Origin of the sequence: Pseudomonas sp. 50_B (assembly GCF_017491625.1) — a bacterium.
GTDB lineage: Bacteria > Pseudomonadota > Gammaproteobacteria > Pseudomonadales > Pseudomonadaceae > Aquipseudomonas > Aquipseudomonas danubii.
Genome location: NZ_JAFGYX010000014.1, coordinates 62366 through 81193 on the forward strand (window position 1 = coordinate 62366; position 18828 = coordinate 81193).

Below are 18828 nucleotides of genomic sequence, written 5' to 3' on the forward strand. Positions count from 1 at the left end.
AGTGCTCATGCCCGCGCTGAACCACCCTCTGCCTCACATGGAAACCCTGGCCAACGGCCTGCGGGTGTCCTTGCGTCATGCCCCTCACTTGAAACGTTGCGCCGCCGCACTGCGGGTATCGGCCGGCAGCCACGATGTACCACTGGCCTGGCCGGGGCTGGCGCACTTCCTGGAGCACCTGCTGTTTCTCGGCACCGAGCGCTTTCCCGCCGAACAGGGATTGATGGCCTATGTGCAGGGCCAGGGAGGACAACTGAACGCCAAGACTTGTGAGCGCGCGACCGAGTTCTTTTTCGAGCTGCCGGTCAGCGCCCTGGCCGGTGGCCTGGAGCGTCTATGCGACATGCTCGCCCGACCGCGGATGAGTCTTGAAGACCAGCGTCGGGAGCGAGAAGTGCTGCATGCGGAATTTATCGCCTGGTCCCGGGATGGGGCGGCGCAACGCCAGTTCGCGCTGTTCGATGGCCTGTCCGCTGCTCACCCGCTGCGTGCCTTCCATGCTGGCAACCGCTACAGCCTCAACCTGCCCAGCCAGGCTTTTCAGCAAGCGCTGCAGCAATTTCACCAAGACTTTTACCAAGCCGGGCAAATGACCCTGAGCCTCGCCGGGCCACAGTCTCTGGAAGAACTCCGCGCCCTGGCCACACGCTATGGCGCAGATCTACCGAAAGGCCAGCGCCTTGAGCAGAGCGCGCCTCCTGCGCTGTCGACTACCGGCATCGGCACTTATCAGCAGCTCGATGCTCACCGTCTGGACCTGCTGTTCACCCTGGAACAACTGCCCGAGGGCGCAGCGCCCGCCCTGGACTTTCTCTGCACCTGGCTGCAATCGGCCAAGCCGGGCGGGCTGCTTGCCGGACTCCAGCAACGCCAACTGGCCCAGAGCCTCAAGGCACAGACGCTATACGAGTTTGCCGGTCAGGCCTTGCTGCATCTGCAATTGAACCTGAGCACAACAGAGGCGACGGCGACGGCCCCGGCCCAGGTCCGCGAACTGCTGGCAGATTGGCTGAGTTTCTTCAGCGCCCAGGACGATTGGCCAGCGCTGCGGACAGAATATGCCTTGCTGCAACAACGCCAGCTGCAGGTCGGCAGCGCCCTGGAGTTGGCCCAGCGGGACAGCCGGCAGACCGTCGGCGAGCTGGATGCGCAAGGACTCGAGGCCCTCAGGGTGCTGCTCGCACAGTTGCAACCGCAGGCTGTGGATAACTTCAGCCATGAGTGGTGCCTGCCACCGGGTAACCCTTTTCTGCGCAGCACGGCTGAAGCACCGCGGGCAGGACTGATTCGCGGGCAGACCAGCGCGCACCGAGGACTACGCACCTTCGCCCAGGATCGCTCGCGAAGCCGGCGAGAGAACTCGGCGTTGAACATCAGCCAGGCCCTGCCTGCGGATAGCCGCGAAGGGACCTTGATTCTGCGCTGGCGCCTGGCTTCACCCGCCCCAGCTGGTGTGCACGAGCGCCTCCTGCATAGCCTGGCGCCCTTGCGCAGCGATGCCGCTCAGGCTGGAGTAGCACTGAGCTTCACCACCCGTGGCGCCGATTGGTTGCTGAAACTCAGTGGCCTGCAGCAACCCATGCCCGCAGTGCTGCAGCAGGCGCTGAAGCAACTGAACCAGCCCGCCGAATCGTTCTGGCTGCAGAGCGCAGCTACGACAGACGATGCCCCCTTGATGCCGATCCGTCAGTTGCTCAAGGCCTTCAGCGAGCAACCACAACCCGGCGAGCCGACAGTTGCACACCCTCAATCCCTGCAAGCCCTGTGGGCTGGTGCTCGATGGGACGGCCTGGCCTTGGCGCTGTCAGCCGGCACTCAGGAAGCCCTTGGCCAAGCGCTGCAAAAGATGCCGGGAACAGCAGATACGGCCCTGTGCCAACCCTCACCGCCAGACACCGCCTATCGTTGGCAGACGTACCCCGGGGCATCCAGCGAACAGGCCCTGCTGCTGTTCTGCCCAACGCCCGGCACCCGCCTTGCCGATGAAGCGGCCTGGCGCCTGCTGGGCCAACTCTGCCAAACGCCGTTCTATCAGCGCCTGCGGGTGGAGTTGCAGTTGGGTTACGCGGTGTTCAGCGCCATTCGCCAACGTAATGGCCAGACCGGCCTGCTGTTCGGCGTGCAATCGCCCAAGGCGACGCTCACGGAAATACTTCAGCACCTGGAACAATTCCTTCTGCAGTTGCCGGAACAGCTCCAGGCGCTCGACGAGCCGCTCTGGAACGAACAGCGACAGGCTCTGGCTCAACAGTTCCAAACCTCGCTCCTGCCCCTGGAGCAAGCCGCTGAACTGCTGTGGCAGGCGAAGCTGGCCGGCCATCCGTCGGATTACCTGGAGCGGCTGCACGACAGCATCCTGGCCCTCACGCCCTCAGCCGTGACCCAGGCCGCCATGGCCCTGCATTCGGCGACAGGCGGCTGGACAGTACTGGCCCACGGGCCTTGTCCAGGAGCGCCCTGGCAAGCGGCAGAATGATCATTACCGGTGCTGCAACGAGCTTTCTTCAGAATTGCGGGCAACCTTTTGTGGGAATTTAGTAAGATAGCCCCCTAAGCATCTGAACATCTCCCGCCGGAGGTGGACTATATGTATAGGCAATACCCGTCCCACCCACCTCAAAGGAGCATTTTTATGACCTGGTCCAAACCTGCTTACACCGACCTGCGTATCGGCTTCGAAGTCACCATGTACTTCGCCAGCCGCTGATTTCTGCCTCTGGCCAGAAAACGCAGCGCAACGCCTCGGTCCGTCCGGGGCGTTTTTATTTTCAGTTCTACGTCTTTTTTCCCTGGGAGCGTCCATGTTTGTCCAGATTCTAGGTTCCGCCGCCGGCGGTGGTTTTCCGCAGTGGAACTGCAACTGCGTGAACTGCGCAGGGTTTCGCGACGGCAGCCTGCGGGCCCAGGCTCGTACCCAGTCGTCCATCGCGATTTCCGATGACGGGGTGAACTGGGTACTGTGCAATGCCTCCCCGGACATCCGCGCCCAACTGCAGAGTTTTGCCCCCATGCAACCGGGCCGTGCACTGCGCGACAGCGGGATCAGCGCCATCATCCTCATGGACAGCCAGATCGATCACACCACCGGCCTGCTCAGCCTGCGCGAAGGCTGCCCGCATCAGGTCTGGTGCACCGACATGGTCCACGAAGACCTGAGCACCGGTTTCCCCCTGTTCAAAATGCTCAGCCACTGGAACGGCGGCCTGAACTGGAACCGCATCGAGCTCGACCAGAGCTTCACGGTTCCGGCCTGCCCCAACCTGCGCTTCACCCCACTGCCTTTGCGCAGTGCTGCACCGCCCTATTCGCCCCATCGTTTCGATCCGCACCCAGGCGACAACATCGGCCTGATCGTCGAAGACCTGCGCAGCGGCGGTAAGCTCTTCTACGCGCCGGGCCTGGGTAAGGTGGACGCGCCGCTGCTGGAAATCATGTCCGCCAGCGACTGCCTGCTGCTGGACGGCACCCTGTGGGAAGACGATGAAATGCAGCGTCGTGGCGTCGGTACCCGAACCGGCCGGGAAATGGGTCACCTGGCCCAGAACGGCCCGGGAGGCATGCTCGAAGTGCTGGAACAGCTGCCCCGCCAGCGCAAGGTGCTGATCCACATTAACAACACCAACCCGATCCTCGACGAAGACTCCGCCGAACGTGCCGAACTGGTACGCCGAAAGGTGGAAGTGGCTTACGACGGAATGAGTATTGAGCTGTAGGCCGTATCGCCCACAAGCTCGACCCAAGAGCCTTGGCCCCTTTGCGTAGGGGCGGGCTTGCCCGCGAAAGGGCAGCCCCCCGGAGAACACACATGACCGACACCCCGCTGTCCCCCGCCGAATTCGAGCAGGCACTGCGCGCCAAGGGCGCCTACTACCACATCCATCACCCCTATCACGTGGCGATGTATGAAGGCCGGGCGAGCCGCGAACAGATCCAGGGCTGGGTCGCCAACCGCTTCTACTACCAGGTGAACATCCCCATGAAGGATGCGGCGATCCTCGCCAACTGCCCGGACCGGGACATTCGCCGCGAGTGGATCCAGCGCCTGCTGGACCATGACGGTGCCCCGGGTGAAGACGGTGGTATCGAAGCCTGGCTGCGCCTGGGCCAGGCCGTGGGCCTGGACCCGGACCAACTGCGCTCCCAGGAGCTGGTGCTGCCCGGCGTACGTTTTGCCGTGGACGCCTACGTCAACTTCGCCCGCCGCGCCAGCTGGCAGGAAGCCGCCAGCAGCTCGCTGACCGAACTGTTCGCCCCGCAGATCCACCAATCGCGCCTGGACAGCTGGCCCCAGCACTATCCCTGGATCGACCCGACCGGCTACGAGTACTTCCGCACCCGCCTGGGCCAGGCCCGGCGCGATGTGGAACACGGTCTGGCCATCACCCTGCAGCACTACACCACCCGTGCCGGTCAGGAACGCATGCTGGAAATTCTCCAGTTCAAACTGGACATCCTTTGGAGCATGCTCGATGCCATGAGCATGGCCTATGAATTGAACCGCCCGCCCTATCACAGCGTCACCGATCAGCGGGTCTGGCATAAGGGGATCACCCTATGAGTTTCGACCGCAGCAAAACCCCACGCTGGCGTCCCGGTTACCGCTTCCAGTACGAGCCGGCACAAAAAGGCCATGTATTGCTCTACCCGGAAGGCATGATCAAGCTCAACGACAGTGCCGCACTGATCGGCGGCCTGATCGACGGCGAGCGTGACGTGGCGGCGATCATCCAGGCGTTGGAAGTACAGTTCCCCGGAGTGGCCGAGCTCGGTGACGATATTGAGCAGTTCATGGAGGTCGCCCGTGCCCAGCACTGGATCGAACTCGGCTGAGTCGGTGCCGCTGCCCGACAAACCGGAAGTCGGCCTGCCATTGTGGCTGCTGGCCGAGCTGACTTATCGCTGCCCACTGCAATGCCCCTACTGTTCCAATCCGCTGGACTTTGCCGAGCAGGGCAAGGAGCTGAGCACCGAACAATGGATCAAGGTATTCCGTGAAGCGCGGGAGATGGGCGCGGCGCAGTTGGGCTTCTCAGGCGGCGAACCGCTGGTGCGCCAGGACCTCGCCGAGTTGATCGGCGAGGCGCGCAAGCTGGGCTTCTATACCAACTTGATCACCTCCGGCATCGGCCTGACCGAGCAGAAGATCAGCGACTTCAAGAAAGCCGGCCTGGACCATATCCAGATCAGCTTCCAGGCCAGCGACGAACAGGTGAACAACCTGCTGGCCGGTTCCAAGAAAGCCTTCGCCCAGAAGCTGGAGATGGCCCGCGCGGTCAAGGCTCACGGCTATCCGATGGTGCTGAACTTCGTCACCCACCGGCACAACATCGACAAGATCGACCGCATCATCGAGCTATGCATCGCCCTGGAAGCCGACTTCGTCGAACTCGCCACCTGCCAGTTCTACGGCTGGGCCCAGCTCAACCGCGTCGGCCTGCTGCCCACCCGGGAGCAACTGGTGCGCGCGGAGCACATCACCAACCAATACCGCGCCAAGCTGGAAGCCCAAGGGCATCCCTGCAAGCTGATTTTCGTCACCCCGGACTACTACGAAGAACGCCCCAAGGCCTGCATGAACGGCTGGGGCAGCATTTTCCTCACCGTCACCCCGGACGGCACCGCCCTGCCCTGTCACGGCGCCCGGCAAATGCCGGTGCAATTCCCCAATGTGCGCGACCACAGCATGCAGCACATCTGGTACGACTCCTTCGGCTTCAACCGCTTTCGCGGTTACGATTGGATGCCGGAGCCATGTCGCTCCTGCGACGAGAAAGAAAAGGACTTCGGCGGCTGCCGCTGCCAAGCCTTCATGCTCACGGGGGACGCCAGCAATGCCGACCCGGTGTGCAGTAAATCGGAACACCACGGGATGATTCTCAAGGCCCGCGAAGAATCCGAAACGGCCACCCAAACCATTGAACAACTGGCCTTTCGCAATGAACGAAACTCACGCCTCATCGCCAAGGGTTAAGCCCTTCAGCGCCAACCAGGCCACCACCGCCGGGATCGATTTTGCCGAGCTGCAACTGACACCCGATGGCGTGTTCTGGAATGAATACCGTCCTGCGGACGCCAGCTGCCGCATCTGGCATTGGCAGCAAGGCCAGGCCCGCTGCCTGACGCCGCCGGGCTTCAGCGTCCGCAGCCGCGTCTATGAATACGGCGGAGGTGCCTTCTGCCTCAGCGGCGACGTCCTGCTGTTCGTCAATGAAACGGACCAGCAACTGTATCGGCAGTCCCTGAAAGAGGGTGCGCCAGTGGCCCTGACCCGGGGCGACTGCCGCTACGGGGACCTGCATGCGCACGCCGATCAAGTACTGGCCGTGGAAGAGTGCGCCAACGAGCACCGGCTGGTGGCCATCGACATCCATAGCGGCCAGCGCCGCCTGCTCGCCGCCGGGGCCGACTTCTATGCCGCGCCGACCTTGAGCCCCAATGGCCAACGTCTGGCCTGGATCGAATGGGATCGCCCCCATCAGCCCTGGACCAGCACTCGCCTGATGCTCGCCGAACGCCTGGCCGACGGCACCTGGGGCGCCCCCCGTTGCATGGCGGGCGATGGCCAGGAAGAGTCCCTGCAGCAACCGCGCTTCGATCAGCACAACCGATTCTATTGCCTCACGGATCGCCAGGGTTTCTGGCAACCCTGGGCCGAGTCGGACAACGGCTTGCGGCCGCTGCCCTGTGCCGCAGCTGATCATGCCCCGGCCCCCTGGCAGTTGGGGTGTCGCACCTGGATGCCCCTTGGTGGGGACTCCTGGTTCGGCAGTTGGACCGAGGAAGGGTTTGGCCGTCTCGGACTGCGTCACGCCGACGGTTCGCAACAGGACTTCAGCGGCAACTACAGTCGCTTTCGCGGCTTGGCGCTGGATCAGCACTACCTGTATTGCATCGCCGCGTCCCCCGTCAGTCCCTCGGCCATCCTCGCCATCGAACGTGAAACCCAGCAGGTGCAGGTGTTGGCCGGCGGTGTCGCGCCGCTACCGACGGAGCGCATCAGCCGACCACAAACCCTGTGCTATCCCAGTGGCGAAGGACAGGCCCACGGCTTCTTCTACCCGGCCATGAATGGGGTCAACCGACCGCCTCTGGTGGTGTTCATTCACGGCGGTCCCACCTCCGCCTGCTATCCGATCCTGGACCCGCGTATCCAGTTCTGGACCCAGCGCGGCTTTGCCGTGGCCGACCTGAACTACCGGGGCAGCACCGGTTATGGCCGGGCCTATCGCCAGGCCCTGCATCAGCGCTGGGGCGAAGTGGACGTGGAAGATGCCTGTGCGGTGGTGTCCTATCTGGACCAACAAGGGCTGATCGACCCAAGACTGGCGTTCATCCGTGGCGGCAGCGCCGGAGGCTACACCACCCTCTGCGCTCTGGCCTTCGCCAAGGTCTTCTGTGCCGGCGCCAGCCTGTACGGGGTCAGCGATCCCATTGCCCTGACCCGCTCCACGCACAAATTCGAAGGGGACTATCTGGACTGGCTGATTGGCGATCCAGAGCAGGACAACGAGCGCTATCTGGCGCGCACGCCACTGCTGTACGCCAGCGACATCAGCGTGCCCGTGGTGTTTTTCCAGGGTGAGTTGGACGCCGTGGTGGTGCCCCAGCAGACCCGCGACATGCTCAAAGCGCTCCAGGATCAGGGCATTGCTGCCGAGGCCCACTATTACCCGGATGAACGCCACGGCTTTCGCAAGGCGGACAATCAGGCTCACGCACTGGAACAGGAATGGCGGTTTTATCAGAAGGTGCTGCAAGCGCAATGCTAAGCGGGTGCTGCCCGTTCCGTTGGAACGGGCAGCTTGGATAATCAGCGTTTGGCGATGATGTACACCGCGTGCACGATACCGGGGATGTATCCGCACAGCGTCAGCAGGATGTTCAGCCAGAAAGCGCCGCCAAAGCCCACTTGCAGAAAGACCCCCAAGGGCGGCAAGAGAATGGCGAAGATGATGCGAATCAAGTCCATAAGGCAGCTCCTGATAGAAGTCGGGCTCGGCTGAGCCTCACCTGCAATCGACCCTGGCTGCGTGCCAGGGTTCAGCGCAATCATTGTCCTCCTGACGGTACGGAGACAAAAAAACGCCCCGTGCAAAAAATCGGACACGGGGCGACGCGTTATACCGCGAGACGGTTCAGGAATTCAGTCAACGTAAAGTCGGATGTGCTCGGGACTGAGCGTCAGCGAATGCCCCAGGATCAGCCAGATTTCACACGGCTACTCCCTTGCGGCATTGCAATTGCGCGGTCCGCACGCGGGAAAAGGCCCGGGCCAGGCGCAGGAGCATTTCATCGATATTGCCCTTGCTGACACTCAGGGCCGGGGTGAAGCGCAAGCAATCCGATTGCACAGCACTGAGCAACAGGCCCTCGTGCAACGCCGCCTTGAGCACCGCCTGCGCTGAGTCGTCCGCCAGGCTCATGCCCCAGAACAACCCATGCCCTCGTACCTCGCCCTGGGCGTAACGGGCCGCCAGTTGGGTCAACTGCTGCCCCAGGTACTGCCCGTTGCTGCGCACCTGCTGCAGAAAACCATGCTCCTGCAGACTGTCCAGCACGGCCAGGCCGGCGGAGGTCATCAATGCATTGCCGTGGTGGGTGCCATCCAGCTCGCCCTGCTCGAAACAACAGGCCTTGCCCCGCGCCAGCAACGCCGCCAGGGGCACGCCGCCGCCGAGGCCCTTGCCCAAGGTGATGATGTCGGCGCGCACGCCGTACAACTGCTCGGCCAAGAGGGTGCCGCAGCGGCCGATGCCGGTCTGCACCTCATCGAGGATCAGCAGAATGCCCAGCTCACGACACAGGCGCTCCACCCCTTTGAGGTAGTGTTCGGTCGCCGGAATGACCCCGGCCTCCCCCTGGATCGGCTCCAGCATGATGGCCACGGTCTGAGCATCCACCGCCGCATGCAAAGCAGGCAGATCATTGAATGGCACCTGGCTGAAGCCTGGCAGTTGAGGTTCGAAACGATTGCCTGGGGAGCCACCGCCCGCGGCTGATAACGCGGCAAAACCGCGGCCATGGCAACTGCGGCTGGCAGTGATGATGCCCGCCGCGCCGCCGCGATGCAGTTGACCCCACTTGCGTGCCAGCTTGATCGCCGCCTCGCAGGCCTCGCTGCCACTACTCAACAGATAGGCCTGGTCGCTACCGGTACTACGGCACAGCCGGTCGGCAAGCCTGAGCATGCCGCGGTTATAGAAACCCGACCCGGGATTGATCAGCGACTGGGCCTGGGCAGCGATGGCGTTGACCAGTACCGAAGGACTGTGGCCCAGGCTGTTGGCCGCCCCGGCCTGGGTGAAATCCAGGTAGGTGCGGTCATTGCTGTCCCACAACCAGGAGCCCTGGCCACGAACGAACACCGGCTGGGGGCGCTGCACACTGGGCATCAGGCACTCACTGGCGCTGGCATCGTCCGAGGCGGTCGCACAGGGCTCGATAGCCAGATCCTCCAGGCTTGGCGGAGTGCGGCGCAGATTGAACAGATTCATGCCCGCAGCCCCTCCAATGGCAGGCCCAGCAGGCGTGAAGACCAATCCTCGACGCAGCCGGTACGCATACGCTTGATAGCGATATCGCGCCAGCGCGAGGACAGTGCCGGACAATCAATCAACATTTTCAAGCCTTTATGCTCCAGAGGCTCCTGGAAAAAACAGCGCAGGGCCCAGGCTACGGTCAGGCCGGGATAACTGCGCTGGATCAGTTCGAAGGGTTCGTCCGCCTGGACAAAGCCGGGCTTGAGCACCCGGTAGAACCAGCCACAGCGTCCATTGTCCTGGGCTTGCTGGGGCAGATTCACCAGGCCCCAACGCTGGCTCAAGCGATAGCAAGGAGAACGGGGCTGGCTGATCTGCAACAGCGCGCCACCCCAACGGAACATGTCCCCCAGGCACACCTGTTCTTCGGTCAGGCCACGTGTCGAGAGGTTTTCACCAAAGGCCGGAGCCGACCAGTCGAACTGTGGATAACGTTTGCGCCAGTGGGCGTAATGCTCTGCGGGATAGTGGTGCAGGGCTCGTTCTGGGCCAGTATGAAAGCGCGGATCACCCTGTTCATCGCTGCCCAGACCTTGTAGCCATAACCAGAGACGGTTTGCAACCGGGTACTTGTCGGTATCGATGACCAGACCCTGGCCGAGATTTTTTGCCTTGCCTATGTAAACACCATCGACGTAAACGGTATTCATCGCGCGCCTTGGCCCTGTAAGCCCTGTGAATAGGCGCTAGACTAGGCGCCTTGCGGGCTTACGGCCATTTCGTTTTTTAAGCTTTTTCGATAAGAAATACTTATGGATTTCAAGCAACTGCGTTATTTCGTCGCGGTGTATGAAGAAGGTCACGTGGGCCGTGCTGCCGAGCGCCTGTCGATCTCACAACCGGCACTCTCCCAGCAGATCCGTCAGTTAGAGCAGAACCTCGACGTCAGCCTGTTTGAACGCAGCAGCAAGCGCCTGTTGCCGACCCTGGCCGCCCATACTCTCTACAATCACGCCCTGCCCCTGCTCGATGGCCTGCAACAAGCCCGTGAGGCCCTGCGCAACTTCAAGGGCCAGGCCCTGCGTACCCTGGCCATCGGCGTACTGCAAACGGTGCATAGCAGCCTGGTGCCGCAGATGCTCGAACGAGTGCGCAAGGCCCAGCCCCACCTGGTGGTGCAGATCTACGAATTGACCGGTCTGGAAATCGAACGACGGTTGCTTAATGGCACGTTGGACATCGGCATCAGCTACCTGCCGCCACGCCAACCCGGCTTGCATGGTGTCCCGCTGTACGAAGATGAGCTGACACTGGTCATCCCCGAACAGCATCCGCTGCGCGAATTCAAGAAGGTCTCCATGAGCCAGGCAGCGGAGTTGCCGATGCTGCTGTTGGGCGAAGAGTTTCAGATCCGCCAGATCTGGCAAGCGCAGCTGGCCAACCTGGGACGGCGCCCCCAGGTGCAAGCGGAGTTGAACAATATGGCCGGTATTCTCGACAGCCTGCCTCATACCCGACTGGCCACCGTACTTCCAGGGCGCTCGCAACAACAGCACAGCAACAGGGAACTGCTGTGGAAACCGCTGAGCGAGCCCAGGGTGCCATTGAAAGTCGGATTGGTGTGTCGCGATCTGCAGCGTCAGCAAGGAACGCTGGAACTGCTGCGCACGTTATTGGAGGATTCGATGAACACCCAAGACGGGCGCTTGGGCGGCACTGCGGTGCCAGAAATCCTGGGTTGACGTCGCCAAAATAAAAAATCCGGACAAAAGAAAACCCCGCCGAAGCGGGGTTTTGCAGACTGTTTCCCTGACATCCTTTTCACTCCACCATCCTGGCGGAATCCTACGTGTCCGTGTTGTTGCTTTGCGCTTCCTGCGCGACGTCCATGTGAAGTAGATTAGCCTCAGCCGTCATCTACCGATATGGACGATCAGCAGCACGTTATGTAAGAGATGACTTACAAAGGTTCTCCCGATTAAAACTGCTCCGCCTGCAACAGGAACAGCGATTCACTACCCGCTTTCACCGAGGCGGCCAGGGAGTGGATACGCGGCAGCAAACGGGCGAAATAGAACCGCGCGGTTCCCAGTTTACTGGCGTAGAAGTCCTCTTCCTGCTCCTTGCCCAGCGCCGCCTTGGCCATCAGGGCCCACATGTAGGCGTAGGCGGTGTAGCCAAAGACCTGCAGATACTCCACCGAAGCCGCGCCGATTTCGTTGGGGTTACTGATGGCCCGATCCAACAGCCAGGCGGTCAGCTCGTCCAGATTGTCCAGAGCCGCGTTCAAAGGCAGGGTGAACTCGCCCAGTTGCGCATCGGCGGTGGCGGTGAAATGGCGAATTTCATCAGCGAACAGACGGTAGAACGCCCCACCGCTACCGACGATCTTGCGCCCCACCAGGTCCAGGGCCTGGATACCGTTGGTGCCTTCGTAGATCTGGGTGATCCGCACGTCGCGCACCAATTGCTCCTGGCCCCATTCGCGAATGTAGCCGTGGCCGCCAAAAATCTGCTGGCCATGAACCGTGGTTTCCAGACCCAGGTCGGTAAGGAACGCCTTGGCCACGGGAGTCAGCAAAGCCACCAGACTTTCCGCGCGCGTGCGGGTCTCGGCATCTTCGCTGAATTTGGCGGTATCCAGTTGCATCGCCACATAGGTGGAGAATGCCCGGCCACCTTCGTTGGCCGCCTTCATGGTCAGCAACATGCGCCGCACGTCCGGGTGCACGATGATCGGATCGGCAACCTTGTCCTTGGCTTGCGGCCCGGTCGGTGAACGACTCTGCAGGCGGTCACGGGCATACTCCACCGCGTTCTGATAGGAGCGCTCACCGGTGGCCAGGCCCTGGATACCGACACCCAGGCGCTCGTAGTTCATCATGGTGAACATCGCTGCCAAGCCCTTGTTCGGCTCGCCCACCAGATAACCTATCGCTTGATCGAAGTTCATCACACAAGTGGCCGAGGCCTGGATACCCATCTTGTGTTCGATCGAGCCGCAACTCACCGGGTTGCGTTCACCCAGGCTACCGTCGGCGTTGACCATGAACTTGGGCACCAGAAACAGGGAGATCCCCTTAGGCCCGGCCGGCGCATCCGGCAGTTTGGCCAGCACCAGGTGAATGATGTTTTCCGTCAGGTCGTGCTCACCACCGGTAATGAAGATCTTGGTCCCGCTGATGGCATAGGAACCGTCAGCCTGAGGTTCGGCCTTGGTACGGATGATGCCCAGGTCGGTGCCGGCATGGGGCTCGGTCAGGCACATGGAACCGGCCCAGACACCGGCGTACATGTTTGGCAGGTAAGTGGCTTTCAGCTCTTCGCTGGCGTGGGCATTGATCGACAGGCAAGCTCCCGCCGTCAGCATCGGATACAGGCCAAATGCCAGACTCGCGGAGTTGACCATTTCCTCGACCTGGGCGGATACCGCCTTGGGCATGCCCATGCCGCCGAACTCGGGATCACCGCCCACGCCGACCCAACCGCCTTCGGCGTAGGTCTGATAAGCCTGGGTGAATCCTTGGGGAGTGGTTACGACGGTATCGTTCCAATGACAGCCTTCCTCGTCGGCACCGCGACTCAGCGGAGCGATGCTGCGGGCGGTGACTTTGCCCGCTTCCTCCAGAATCGCCTCAACAGTCTCGGCGTCCACAGTCTCGGCCAGAGCTGGCAGTTGAGCCCAGAGTTTGGCGACCTCGAAGACTTCATTGAGGACGAAGCGCATATCGCGCAGGGGCGCTTTGTAGTCAGCCATGGCAAACCTCGCAAGATCTAAACAAGCGGGCCGGAACGGGCCCATTTACGAAAAGTCGAGTGTAACCGAACAACTTTTGCGACACATAGGGTCAACTCATGACTTTATTGTTAATTTTAGTCACAACCAAATAGCCACAAGAAAAAGCCCGCGAGAAGCGGGCCTTGTCCACGGCACATCAGCGTACTTACAAAGCGAACATCTGCGCCGGCAGGCTCATCAGGCAATCACCGCCAGCTTCGATTGCCGCCAGATGGGCGCCGGTACGTGGCAGCAGTCGCTTGAAGTAAAACGCACAGGTGGCCAGCTTGGCGGTGGCGAAATCGCCGTCGCCTTCACCTGCATCGAGTTGTTGCTGTGCCACCAGGGCCATACGCAGCCAGAGATAGGCCAGAACGATGTAGCCGCTGTACATCAAGTAATCCAGGGCTGCGGCCCCCACTTCATCCGGATTTTTCATGGCGGCCATGCCCACCAGGGTGGTCAACTCGCCCCATTGACGGTTCAAGCCATCCAGTTGCGCGATGTAGGCCTTGAGCTGCGGATGCTCGGCATGTGCCCCACAGAACTTATGAACGATCTTGGTAAACCCCAGTAACAGCTTGCCCTGGCTGCCCAGCACCTTGCGGCCCAGCAAGTCCAGAGCCTGGATGCCGTTGGTGCCCTCATAGATCAGGGCGATACGACAATCGCGCACCAGTTGCTCCATGCCCCACTCACGAATGTAGCCGTGACCGCCAAACACCTGCATGCCGTGGTTGGTCACCTCAAGGCCCGTCTCGGTCATGAAGGCCTTGCAGATCGGAGTCAGGAACGCCAGGAGGTTCTCGGCGTCCTGACGCTGGGCCGGATCGGCGCTCAGATGAGCCACATCCAGCAATTGGGCGGTGAAATAGGCCAGGGCCCGGTTGCCTTCATTGAACGCCTTCATGGTCAGCAGCATGCGCCGTACATCGGGGTGGACGATGATCGGGTCAGCCGCCTTGTCCGGCGCCTTGGGCCCGGTCAGAGCGCGCATCTGCAAACGATCGTTGGCGTACTTGATCGCACCTTGAAAGCTCGCCTCCCCCAGGCACAGCCCCTGCATTCCGGTGCCCAGGCGCGCGTGATTCATCATGGTGAACATGCAGTTCAGGCCTTTATTGGCCTCGCCGATCAGGAAGCCCTTGGCGCCGTCGAAGTTCAGTACACAGGTAGCCGAAGCCTTGATTCCCATCTTGTGCTCGATGGAGCCGCAACTCACTCCGTTGCGCTCACCGACCTCACCTGCTGCGTCCGGCAGGAACTTGGGCACGATGAACAGGGAAATGCCTTTGGTCCCGGCCGGTGCGTCCGGCAGTTTGGCCAACACCAGGTGAATGATGTTTTCACTCAGGTCGTGCTCGCCGGCAGAGATGAAAATCTTGCTCCCCGATAACGCATAACTGCCATCGGCCTGGGGCACCGCTCGGGTCTTGATCAGGCCCAGGTCGGTACCGCAATGGGCTTCGGTCAGGCACATGGTGCCGGTCCACTGCCCGGCGGTGAGCTTGTTCAGGTACAGCAGCTTCTGTTCGTCGGTGCCATGGGCATGAATCGCCGACATCGCACCATGGGTCAGCCCCGGGTACATGCCCCAGGAAGTGTTGCTGGAGCCCACCATCTCGCTGATCACCAGCCCCAGGGAATGCGGCAGCCCCTGGCCGCCATAGGCAGGATCGGCGGCCAAGCCATGCCAACCGCCTTCGACGTATTGGGCGAAAGCCTGTTTGAAACCCTTGGGGGTGGTCACTACGCCATTGTCGAAATGGCAGCCTTCCTCGTCACCGGAGCGGTTCAGCGGAGCCAGGACGTTCTCGCAGAACTTCGCCCCTTCCTCGAGGATCGCGCTGACCATGTCCGGGCTGGCATCGCTGGCTCCCAGTGCGGCGTAACTGCCATGAAAGTCGAAGACATGATCGATCAGGAAGCGCATGTCGCGCAGGGGAGCTTGATACTCGGGCATGATGATTTCTCCGGCAGCAGGTTTCTCCAACCTACTGCCGCCGTCCTCAGCCTGCCAATGACGTTCAAGTCGCTGAATGCGCCATCATCACTCAACCCGCAGCCGTATCCATGCGCACTGCGCCACGGCGATTCTGCCCGAAGGCCATGACACAGTTACGCCCCGCACCCTTGGCACTGTAGAGCGCCTGGTCGGCGGACTTGAGCACTTCTTCGGGGGTCCGGTGCTCCATCAGTCGCTCGGCGACACCGATGCTGATGGTCACCGAAACACTGGATGCCGCTGCAACGCCGCGGCGTTGGCGGCCTTGCTGGTCGTCCTGGGGGCGGTTGTCCTGATTGCGCAACTGAATGTTGTAGGTAGCGATGATCTCGCGAATCATCTCCAGGTGCGGCATGCACTCGTCCAGGGTCTTGCCGGCAAATACCACGGCAAACTCTTCCCCTCCGTAACGATAGGCGCGCCCACCACCAGTGACTTTTGACAGCTTGCTGGCCACCAGACGCAGCACCTGATCCCCGACATCGTGACCGTGGGTGTCGTTGAATTTCTTGAAGTGATCGACGTCAGTCATGGCCAGCACATAATTGCGACCCAGACGCTGCATGCGCTCATTGAGCGCCCGGCGCCCCGGCAAGCCGGTCAACTCGTCACGGAACGCCATCTGGTAAGCCTCATGGGCCACCGCCGCAGCAATCATCAACATGACCTGACTGCACATGATGTTCAGGGTGAATGGCAGGATGAACGTCTTGGGCAGCATCCAGAACAAACCCAGCAAGCCCACCAACTGCGCTGCGTGCAGCGGTCGCGGACTGCGCCAGTACTGGATCGCCAGCAGCAGGAATGCCGCGAAGAATACCGGATAAGACAACTGGATCAGACTCATCCAACTGCCATGCAAAGCCGGCCAACGGATCTCTGCCAGCCAGTTCAGCAACGCCTGTGGGTAACTCTGCTCCAGGCCCAGGGCGACGCTGCCAAACGCCAATAACACGGCAAAACGCGCAACCATGTCCTGAAACAGGTGGGTACGCTCCTGCCAGGCTGCGAACAGGCCAAACAACAAGGGGAGCAAAAGGCAGCAAAGGTGGAATACCACCGCGGCATCTTCGCGGACCCTGCCGTTATCCCGGTAGAAATCGGTTTGGGTATCCAGCAGAAAATAGGCGATGTACACCGTGACCATCAAAAACAGTTCACGCTGGCGCCGGTACACAGCGCAATAGGCTCCGCCAAGCAACAGCACCAGCGTTGGTAGCACATTGAACAGCGAAGTGAAGAAGACGTTGAGGTCCTTGACGTAAGCGGCCGCCAGCCCCGCAAGCAAAAGCAGCAAAGACGGTAGGAAATGACTGAAACGTACAGCGGAAGAACGCGGCAAGGGTAAAACTCCGACCCGGCTGATCAATAGATGGCATTGTGCCTTCATTTATTGAAGTTAAGCACACGCGGTGTGACAGACATCACATTGCCATCTCTTTAACGGCAGGAAATCGCTTCTGCTTAGCGATTTAGTCGGGAATTTTCATGAAGATTCTGCAGACACAAAAAAGCCGCTCGACCCGGAGGGCGAACGGCTTCCTGAAAGGTCCGGTAAGGCTTAGTAGGCCAGGCCGAAGTCCTCTTCCTTCATGTCCATCAGGTTGTTGGCGCCCGACAGCATGGTTGCAACGTGAGTGCGGGTGCGCGGCAGGATGCGCTGGAAGTAGAAGCGCGCAGTCTGCAACTTGGCCGTGTAGAAAGCCTCTTCGGTAGTGCCGGCTGCCAGCTTTTCAGCCGCCAGACGGGCCATGTCGGCCCAGAAGTAGGCCAGGCAGGCATAACCGGAATACATCAGGTAGTCCACCGAAGCAGCGCCCACTTCTTCACGGTCCTTCATCGCGGCCATGCCCACTTTCATGGTCAGCTCGCCCCACTCCTTGTTCAGTGCCGCCAGCGGAGCGACGAATTCCTTAACGGCTTCGTTGCCTTCGTTGTTCTGGCAGAACTTGTGGACGATCTTGGTGAAACCCTTGAGGGCCTCGCCCTGAGTCATGAGCACTTTGCGGCCCAGCAGGTCCAAAGCCTGGATGCCAGTGGTGCCTTCGTACAACATCGAGATACGGCTGTCGCGAACGTTCTGCTCCATGCCCCACTCGGCGATAAAACCGTGGCCACCGTAGATCTGCACACCGTGGTTGGCGGACTCGAAGCCGACTTCGGTCATGAATGCCTTGGCGATCGGAGTCATGAAAGCCAGCAGTGCATCGGCTTTCTTCTTCTCTTCTTCGTCCACACCGTATTTGACGATGTCGACCTGCTTGGCAGTGAAGTACACCATCGCCCGGTTACCTTCGGCGAAGGCTTTCATGGTCAGCAGCATGCGACGTACGTCAGGGTGCACGATGATCGGGTCCGCGGCCTTGTCCGGCGCTTTCGGGCCAGTCAGGGAGCGCATTTGCAGACGGTCGCGAGCGTATTTCAGGCCACCCTGGAAGCCGATCTCGGCGTGGGCCAGGCCCTGCAGAGCGGTGCCCAGACGCGCGGTGTTCATAAAGGTGAACATGCAGTTCAGGCCTTTGTTCGCCGGGCCGATGAGGAAACCGGTGGCCGCGTCGAAGTTCATCACGCAGGTGGCGTTACCGTGGATGCCCATCTTGTGTTCCAGGGAACCGCAGCTGACCGCGTTGCGCTGGCCGACACTGCCGTCAGCGTTAGGCAGGAACTTGGGCACGATAAACAGCGAAATGCCTTTGGTGCCGGCCGGTGCGTCCGGCAGACGGGCCAGAACGATATGGACGATGTTGTCGGCCATGTCGTGTTCACCGGCGGAGATGAAGATCTTGGTGCCAGTGACCTTGTAGGAACCATCAGCCTGAGGTTCGGCCTTGGTGCGCAGCATGCCCAGGTCGGTGCCGCAGTGCGGCTCGGTCAGGCACATGGTGCCGGTCCACTCGCCGGACACCAGCTTGGTCAGGTAAGCCTCTTGCTGCTCAGGAGTACCGTGCTCGGAAATCGTATTCATCGCGCCGTGGGACAAGCCTGGGTACATGCCCCACGACCAGTTGGCTTCGCCGACCATTTCGCTGACTGCCAGGCCCAGGGATTCAGGCAGGCCCTGACCACCGTGCGCGACGTCGTGAGCCAGGCTTGGCCAGCCGCCTTCAACGAATTGCTTGTAGGCCTCTTTGAAGCCAGTCGGGGTCTTAACGCCGGATTCACTCCAGGTGCAACCTTCCTGGTCGCCCACACGGTTCAGCGGCGCCAGTACCTGCTCACAAAACTTCGCACCTTCCTCGAGAATGGCGTCAACCATGTCCGGAGTGGCGTCCTGGCAAGCCGGGAGGCTCTGATAGTGCGCCTCATAGCCGAGCAGTTCGTCACGAACGAAGCGAATATCACGCAAGGGGGCCTTGTAGTCAGGCATAGCGATAAACCTCTGCTGATGTAACCGGGAATGAACAACCGCGTAGATTTTTTATAGCGGTCAAACAGGTGTTTGAAACATACGTTTAGGCCCAAATCTTGTCAAGCGTCGCTCCCATGCCTTTCGTCATCGAAACAAAATGCACGCGCAGGCAAATACCCACAGCGCTGCCGTGAAGTGTAGAAGCCGGCTCGCCGAC

Annotated in this window: 15 protein-coding genes; 8 read left to right on the plus strand and 7 right to left on the minus strand. The window is 61.2% G+C overall.

What is annotated here, in order from left to right; all coding sequences use genetic code 11:
- The first annotated feature begins 7 nt into the window (after nucleotides 1-7).
- The 7 genes from pqqF (at nucleotide 8) to J5M73_RS20095 (ending at nucleotide 7769) form a co-directional block, all read left to right on the plus strand.
- A complete protein-coding gene (gene pqqF, locus J5M73_RS20065; RefSeq protein WP_102861938.1) occupies nucleotides 8-2476 on the plus strand; it encodes a pyrroloquinoline quinone biosynthesis protein PqqF in 2469 nt (822 codons plus the stop codon).
- A gap of 156 nt (nucleotides 2477-2632) precedes the next feature.
- Nucleotides 2633-2707: a pyrroloquinoline quinone precursor peptide PqqA gene (gene pqqA / locus J5M73_RS20070; protein ID WP_003194766.1), complete on the plus strand. Its 75-nt coding sequence runs from the start codon at nucleotides 2633-2635 to the stop codon at nucleotides 2705-2707.
- A 94-nt stretch (nucleotides 2708-2801) separates the two neighbouring features.
- Nucleotides 2802-3713, plus strand: coding sequence for a pyrroloquinoline quinone biosynthesis protein PqqB (gene pqqB / locus J5M73_RS20075; protein WP_102861939.1), 912 nt, complete (start codon nucleotides 2802-2804; stop codon nucleotides 3711-3713).
- A 92-nt stretch (nucleotides 3714-3805) separates the two neighbouring features.
- Complete coding sequence (pqqC, locus tag J5M73_RS20080; protein ID WP_102861940.1) at nucleotides 3806-4558, plus strand: pyrroloquinoline-quinone synthase PqqC; 753 nt, start codon at nucleotides 3806-3808, stop codon at nucleotides 4556-4558.
- The gene (gene pqqD / locus J5M73_RS20085; RefSeq protein WP_102861941.1) at nucleotides 4555-4830 is read left to right on the plus strand and encodes a pyrroloquinoline quinone biosynthesis peptide chaperone PqqD; all 276 of its coding nucleotides are present in this window, start codon (nucleotides 4555-4557) and stop codon (nucleotides 4828-4830) included. The genes pqqC and pqqD overlap by 4 nt, the downstream gene beginning before the upstream one ends.
- Nucleotides 4802-5971, plus strand: a complete 1170-nt coding sequence (pqqE, locus tag J5M73_RS20090) for a pyrroloquinoline quinone biosynthesis protein PqqE (RefSeq protein WP_102861942.1) — start codon at nucleotides 4802-4804, stop codon at nucleotides 5969-5971. Before pqqD ends, pqqE begins: the two co-directional genes overlap by 29 nt.
- Nucleotides 5937-7769: a S9 family peptidase gene (locus tag J5M73_RS20095; protein ID WP_207816042.1), complete on the plus strand. Its 1833-nt coding sequence runs from the start codon at nucleotides 5937-5939 to the stop codon at nucleotides 7767-7769. The genes pqqE and J5M73_RS20095 overlap by 35 nt, the downstream gene beginning before the upstream one ends.
- 41 nt (nucleotides 7770-7810) lie before the next feature.
- Here J5M73_RS20095 and J5M73_RS20100 read toward each other — a convergent pair whose 3' ends face one another.
- The 3 genes from J5M73_RS20100 to J5M73_RS20110 all read right to left on the minus strand — a co-directional run bounded on the left by J5M73_RS20100 (nucleotide 7811) and on the right by J5M73_RS20110 (nucleotide 10189).
- Nucleotides 7811-7969, minus strand: coding sequence for a YqaE/Pmp3 family membrane protein (locus J5M73_RS20100; protein WP_011063854.1), 159 nt, complete (start codon nucleotides 7967-7969; stop codon nucleotides 7811-7813).
- A 241-nt stretch (nucleotides 7970-8210) separates the two neighbouring features.
- On the minus strand, nucleotides 8211-9494 hold the full coding sequence (locus J5M73_RS20105) for an aminotransferase class III-fold pyridoxal phosphate-dependent enzyme (protein ID WP_102861944.1): 1284 nt from the start codon (nucleotides 9492-9494) through the stop codon (nucleotides 8211-8213).
- Nucleotides 9491-10189 (minus strand): MOSC domain-containing protein, encoded by a 699-nt coding sequence (locus tag J5M73_RS20110; protein WP_102861945.1) that lies wholly within the window; start codon nucleotides 10187-10189, stop codon nucleotides 9491-9493. Before J5M73_RS20110 ends, J5M73_RS20105 begins: the two co-directional genes overlap by 4 nt.
- 102 nt (nucleotides 10190-10291) lie before the next feature.
- Between J5M73_RS20110 and J5M73_RS20115 the strand changes: the two genes are divergently transcribed.
- On the plus strand, nucleotides 10292-11221 hold the full coding sequence (locus J5M73_RS20115) for a LysR family transcriptional regulator (RefSeq protein ID WP_102861946.1): 930 nt from the start codon (nucleotides 10292-10294) through the stop codon (nucleotides 11219-11221).
- Between the two features lie 236 nt (nucleotides 11222-11457).
- Here J5M73_RS20115 and J5M73_RS20120 read toward each other — a convergent pair whose 3' ends face one another.
- The 4 genes from J5M73_RS20120 to J5M73_RS20135 form a co-directional block, all read right to left on the minus strand.
- Nucleotides 11458-13236, minus strand: coding sequence for an acyl-CoA dehydrogenase C-terminal domain-containing protein (locus tag J5M73_RS20120; RefSeq protein ID WP_102861947.1), 1779 nt, complete (start codon nucleotides 13234-13236; stop codon nucleotides 11458-11460).
- Nucleotides 13237-13423: 187 nt separating this feature from the next.
- Nucleotides 13424-15220 (minus strand): acyl-CoA dehydrogenase C-terminal domain-containing protein, encoded by a 1797-nt coding sequence (locus tag J5M73_RS20125; RefSeq protein ID WP_102861948.1) that lies wholly within the window; start codon nucleotides 15218-15220, stop codon nucleotides 13424-13426.
- A 91-nt stretch (nucleotides 15221-15311) separates the two neighbouring features.
- Complete coding sequence (locus J5M73_RS20130; RefSeq protein WP_102861949.1) at nucleotides 15312-16604, minus strand: GGDEF domain-containing protein; 1293 nt, start codon at nucleotides 16602-16604, stop codon at nucleotides 15312-15314.
- Nucleotides 16605-16823: 219 nt separating this feature from the next.
- The gene (locus J5M73_RS20135; RefSeq protein ID WP_102861950.1) at nucleotides 16824-18629 is read right to left on the minus strand and encodes a phenylacyl-CoA dehydrogenase; all 1806 of its coding nucleotides are present in this window, start codon (nucleotides 18627-18629) and stop codon (nucleotides 16824-16826) included.
- Nucleotides 18630-18828 lie beyond the last annotated feature (199 nt).

Bases quoted from the DNA above. Each gene is read 5' to 3' on its own strand.
- pqqF (WP_102861938.1), top strand. From the start codon at position 8: ATGCCCGCGCTGAACCACCCTCTGCCTCACATGGAAACCCTGGCCAAC.
- J5M73_RS20120 (WP_102861947.1), bottom strand. From the start codon at position 13,236: ATGGCTGACTACAAAGCGCCCCTGCGCGATATGCGCTTCGTCCTCAAT.
- J5M73_RS20125 (WP_102861948.1), bottom strand. From the start codon at position 15,220: ATGCCCGAGTATCAAGCTCCCCTGCGCGACATGCGCTTCCTGATCGAT.
- pqqB (WP_102861939.1), top strand. From the start codon at position 2,802: ATGTTTGTCCAGATTCTAGGTTCCGCCGCCGGCGGTGGTTTTCCGCAG.
- J5M73_RS20135 (WP_102861950.1), bottom strand. From the start codon at position 18,629: ATGCCTGACTACAAGGCCCCCTTGCGTGATATTCGCTTCGTTCGTGAC.
- J5M73_RS20115 (WP_102861946.1), top strand. From the start codon at position 10,292: ATGGATTTCAAGCAACTGCGTTATTTCGTCGCGGTGTATGAAGAAGGT.
- J5M73_RS20110 (WP_102861945.1), bottom strand. From the start codon at position 10,189: ATGAATACCGTTTACGTCGATGGTGTTTACATAGGCAAGGCAAAAAAT.
- J5M73_RS20105 (WP_102861944.1), bottom strand. From the start codon at position 9,494: ATGAATCTGTTCAATCTGCGCCGCACTCCGCCAAGCCTGGAGGATCTG.
- J5M73_RS20100 (WP_011063854.1), bottom strand. From the start codon at position 7,969: ATGGACTTGATTCGCATCATCTTCGCCATTCTCTTGCCGCCCTTGGGG.
- J5M73_RS20095 (WP_207816042.1), top strand. From the start codon at position 5,937: ATGAACGAAACTCACGCCTCATCGCCAAGGGTTAAGCCCTTCAGCGCC.
- pqqD (WP_102861941.1), top strand. From the start codon at position 4,555: ATGAGTTTCGACCGCAGCAAAACCCCACGCTGGCGTCCCGGTTACCGC.
- pqqC (WP_102861940.1), top strand. From the start codon at position 3,806: ATGACCGACACCCCGCTGTCCCCCGCCGAATTCGAGCAGGCACTGCGC.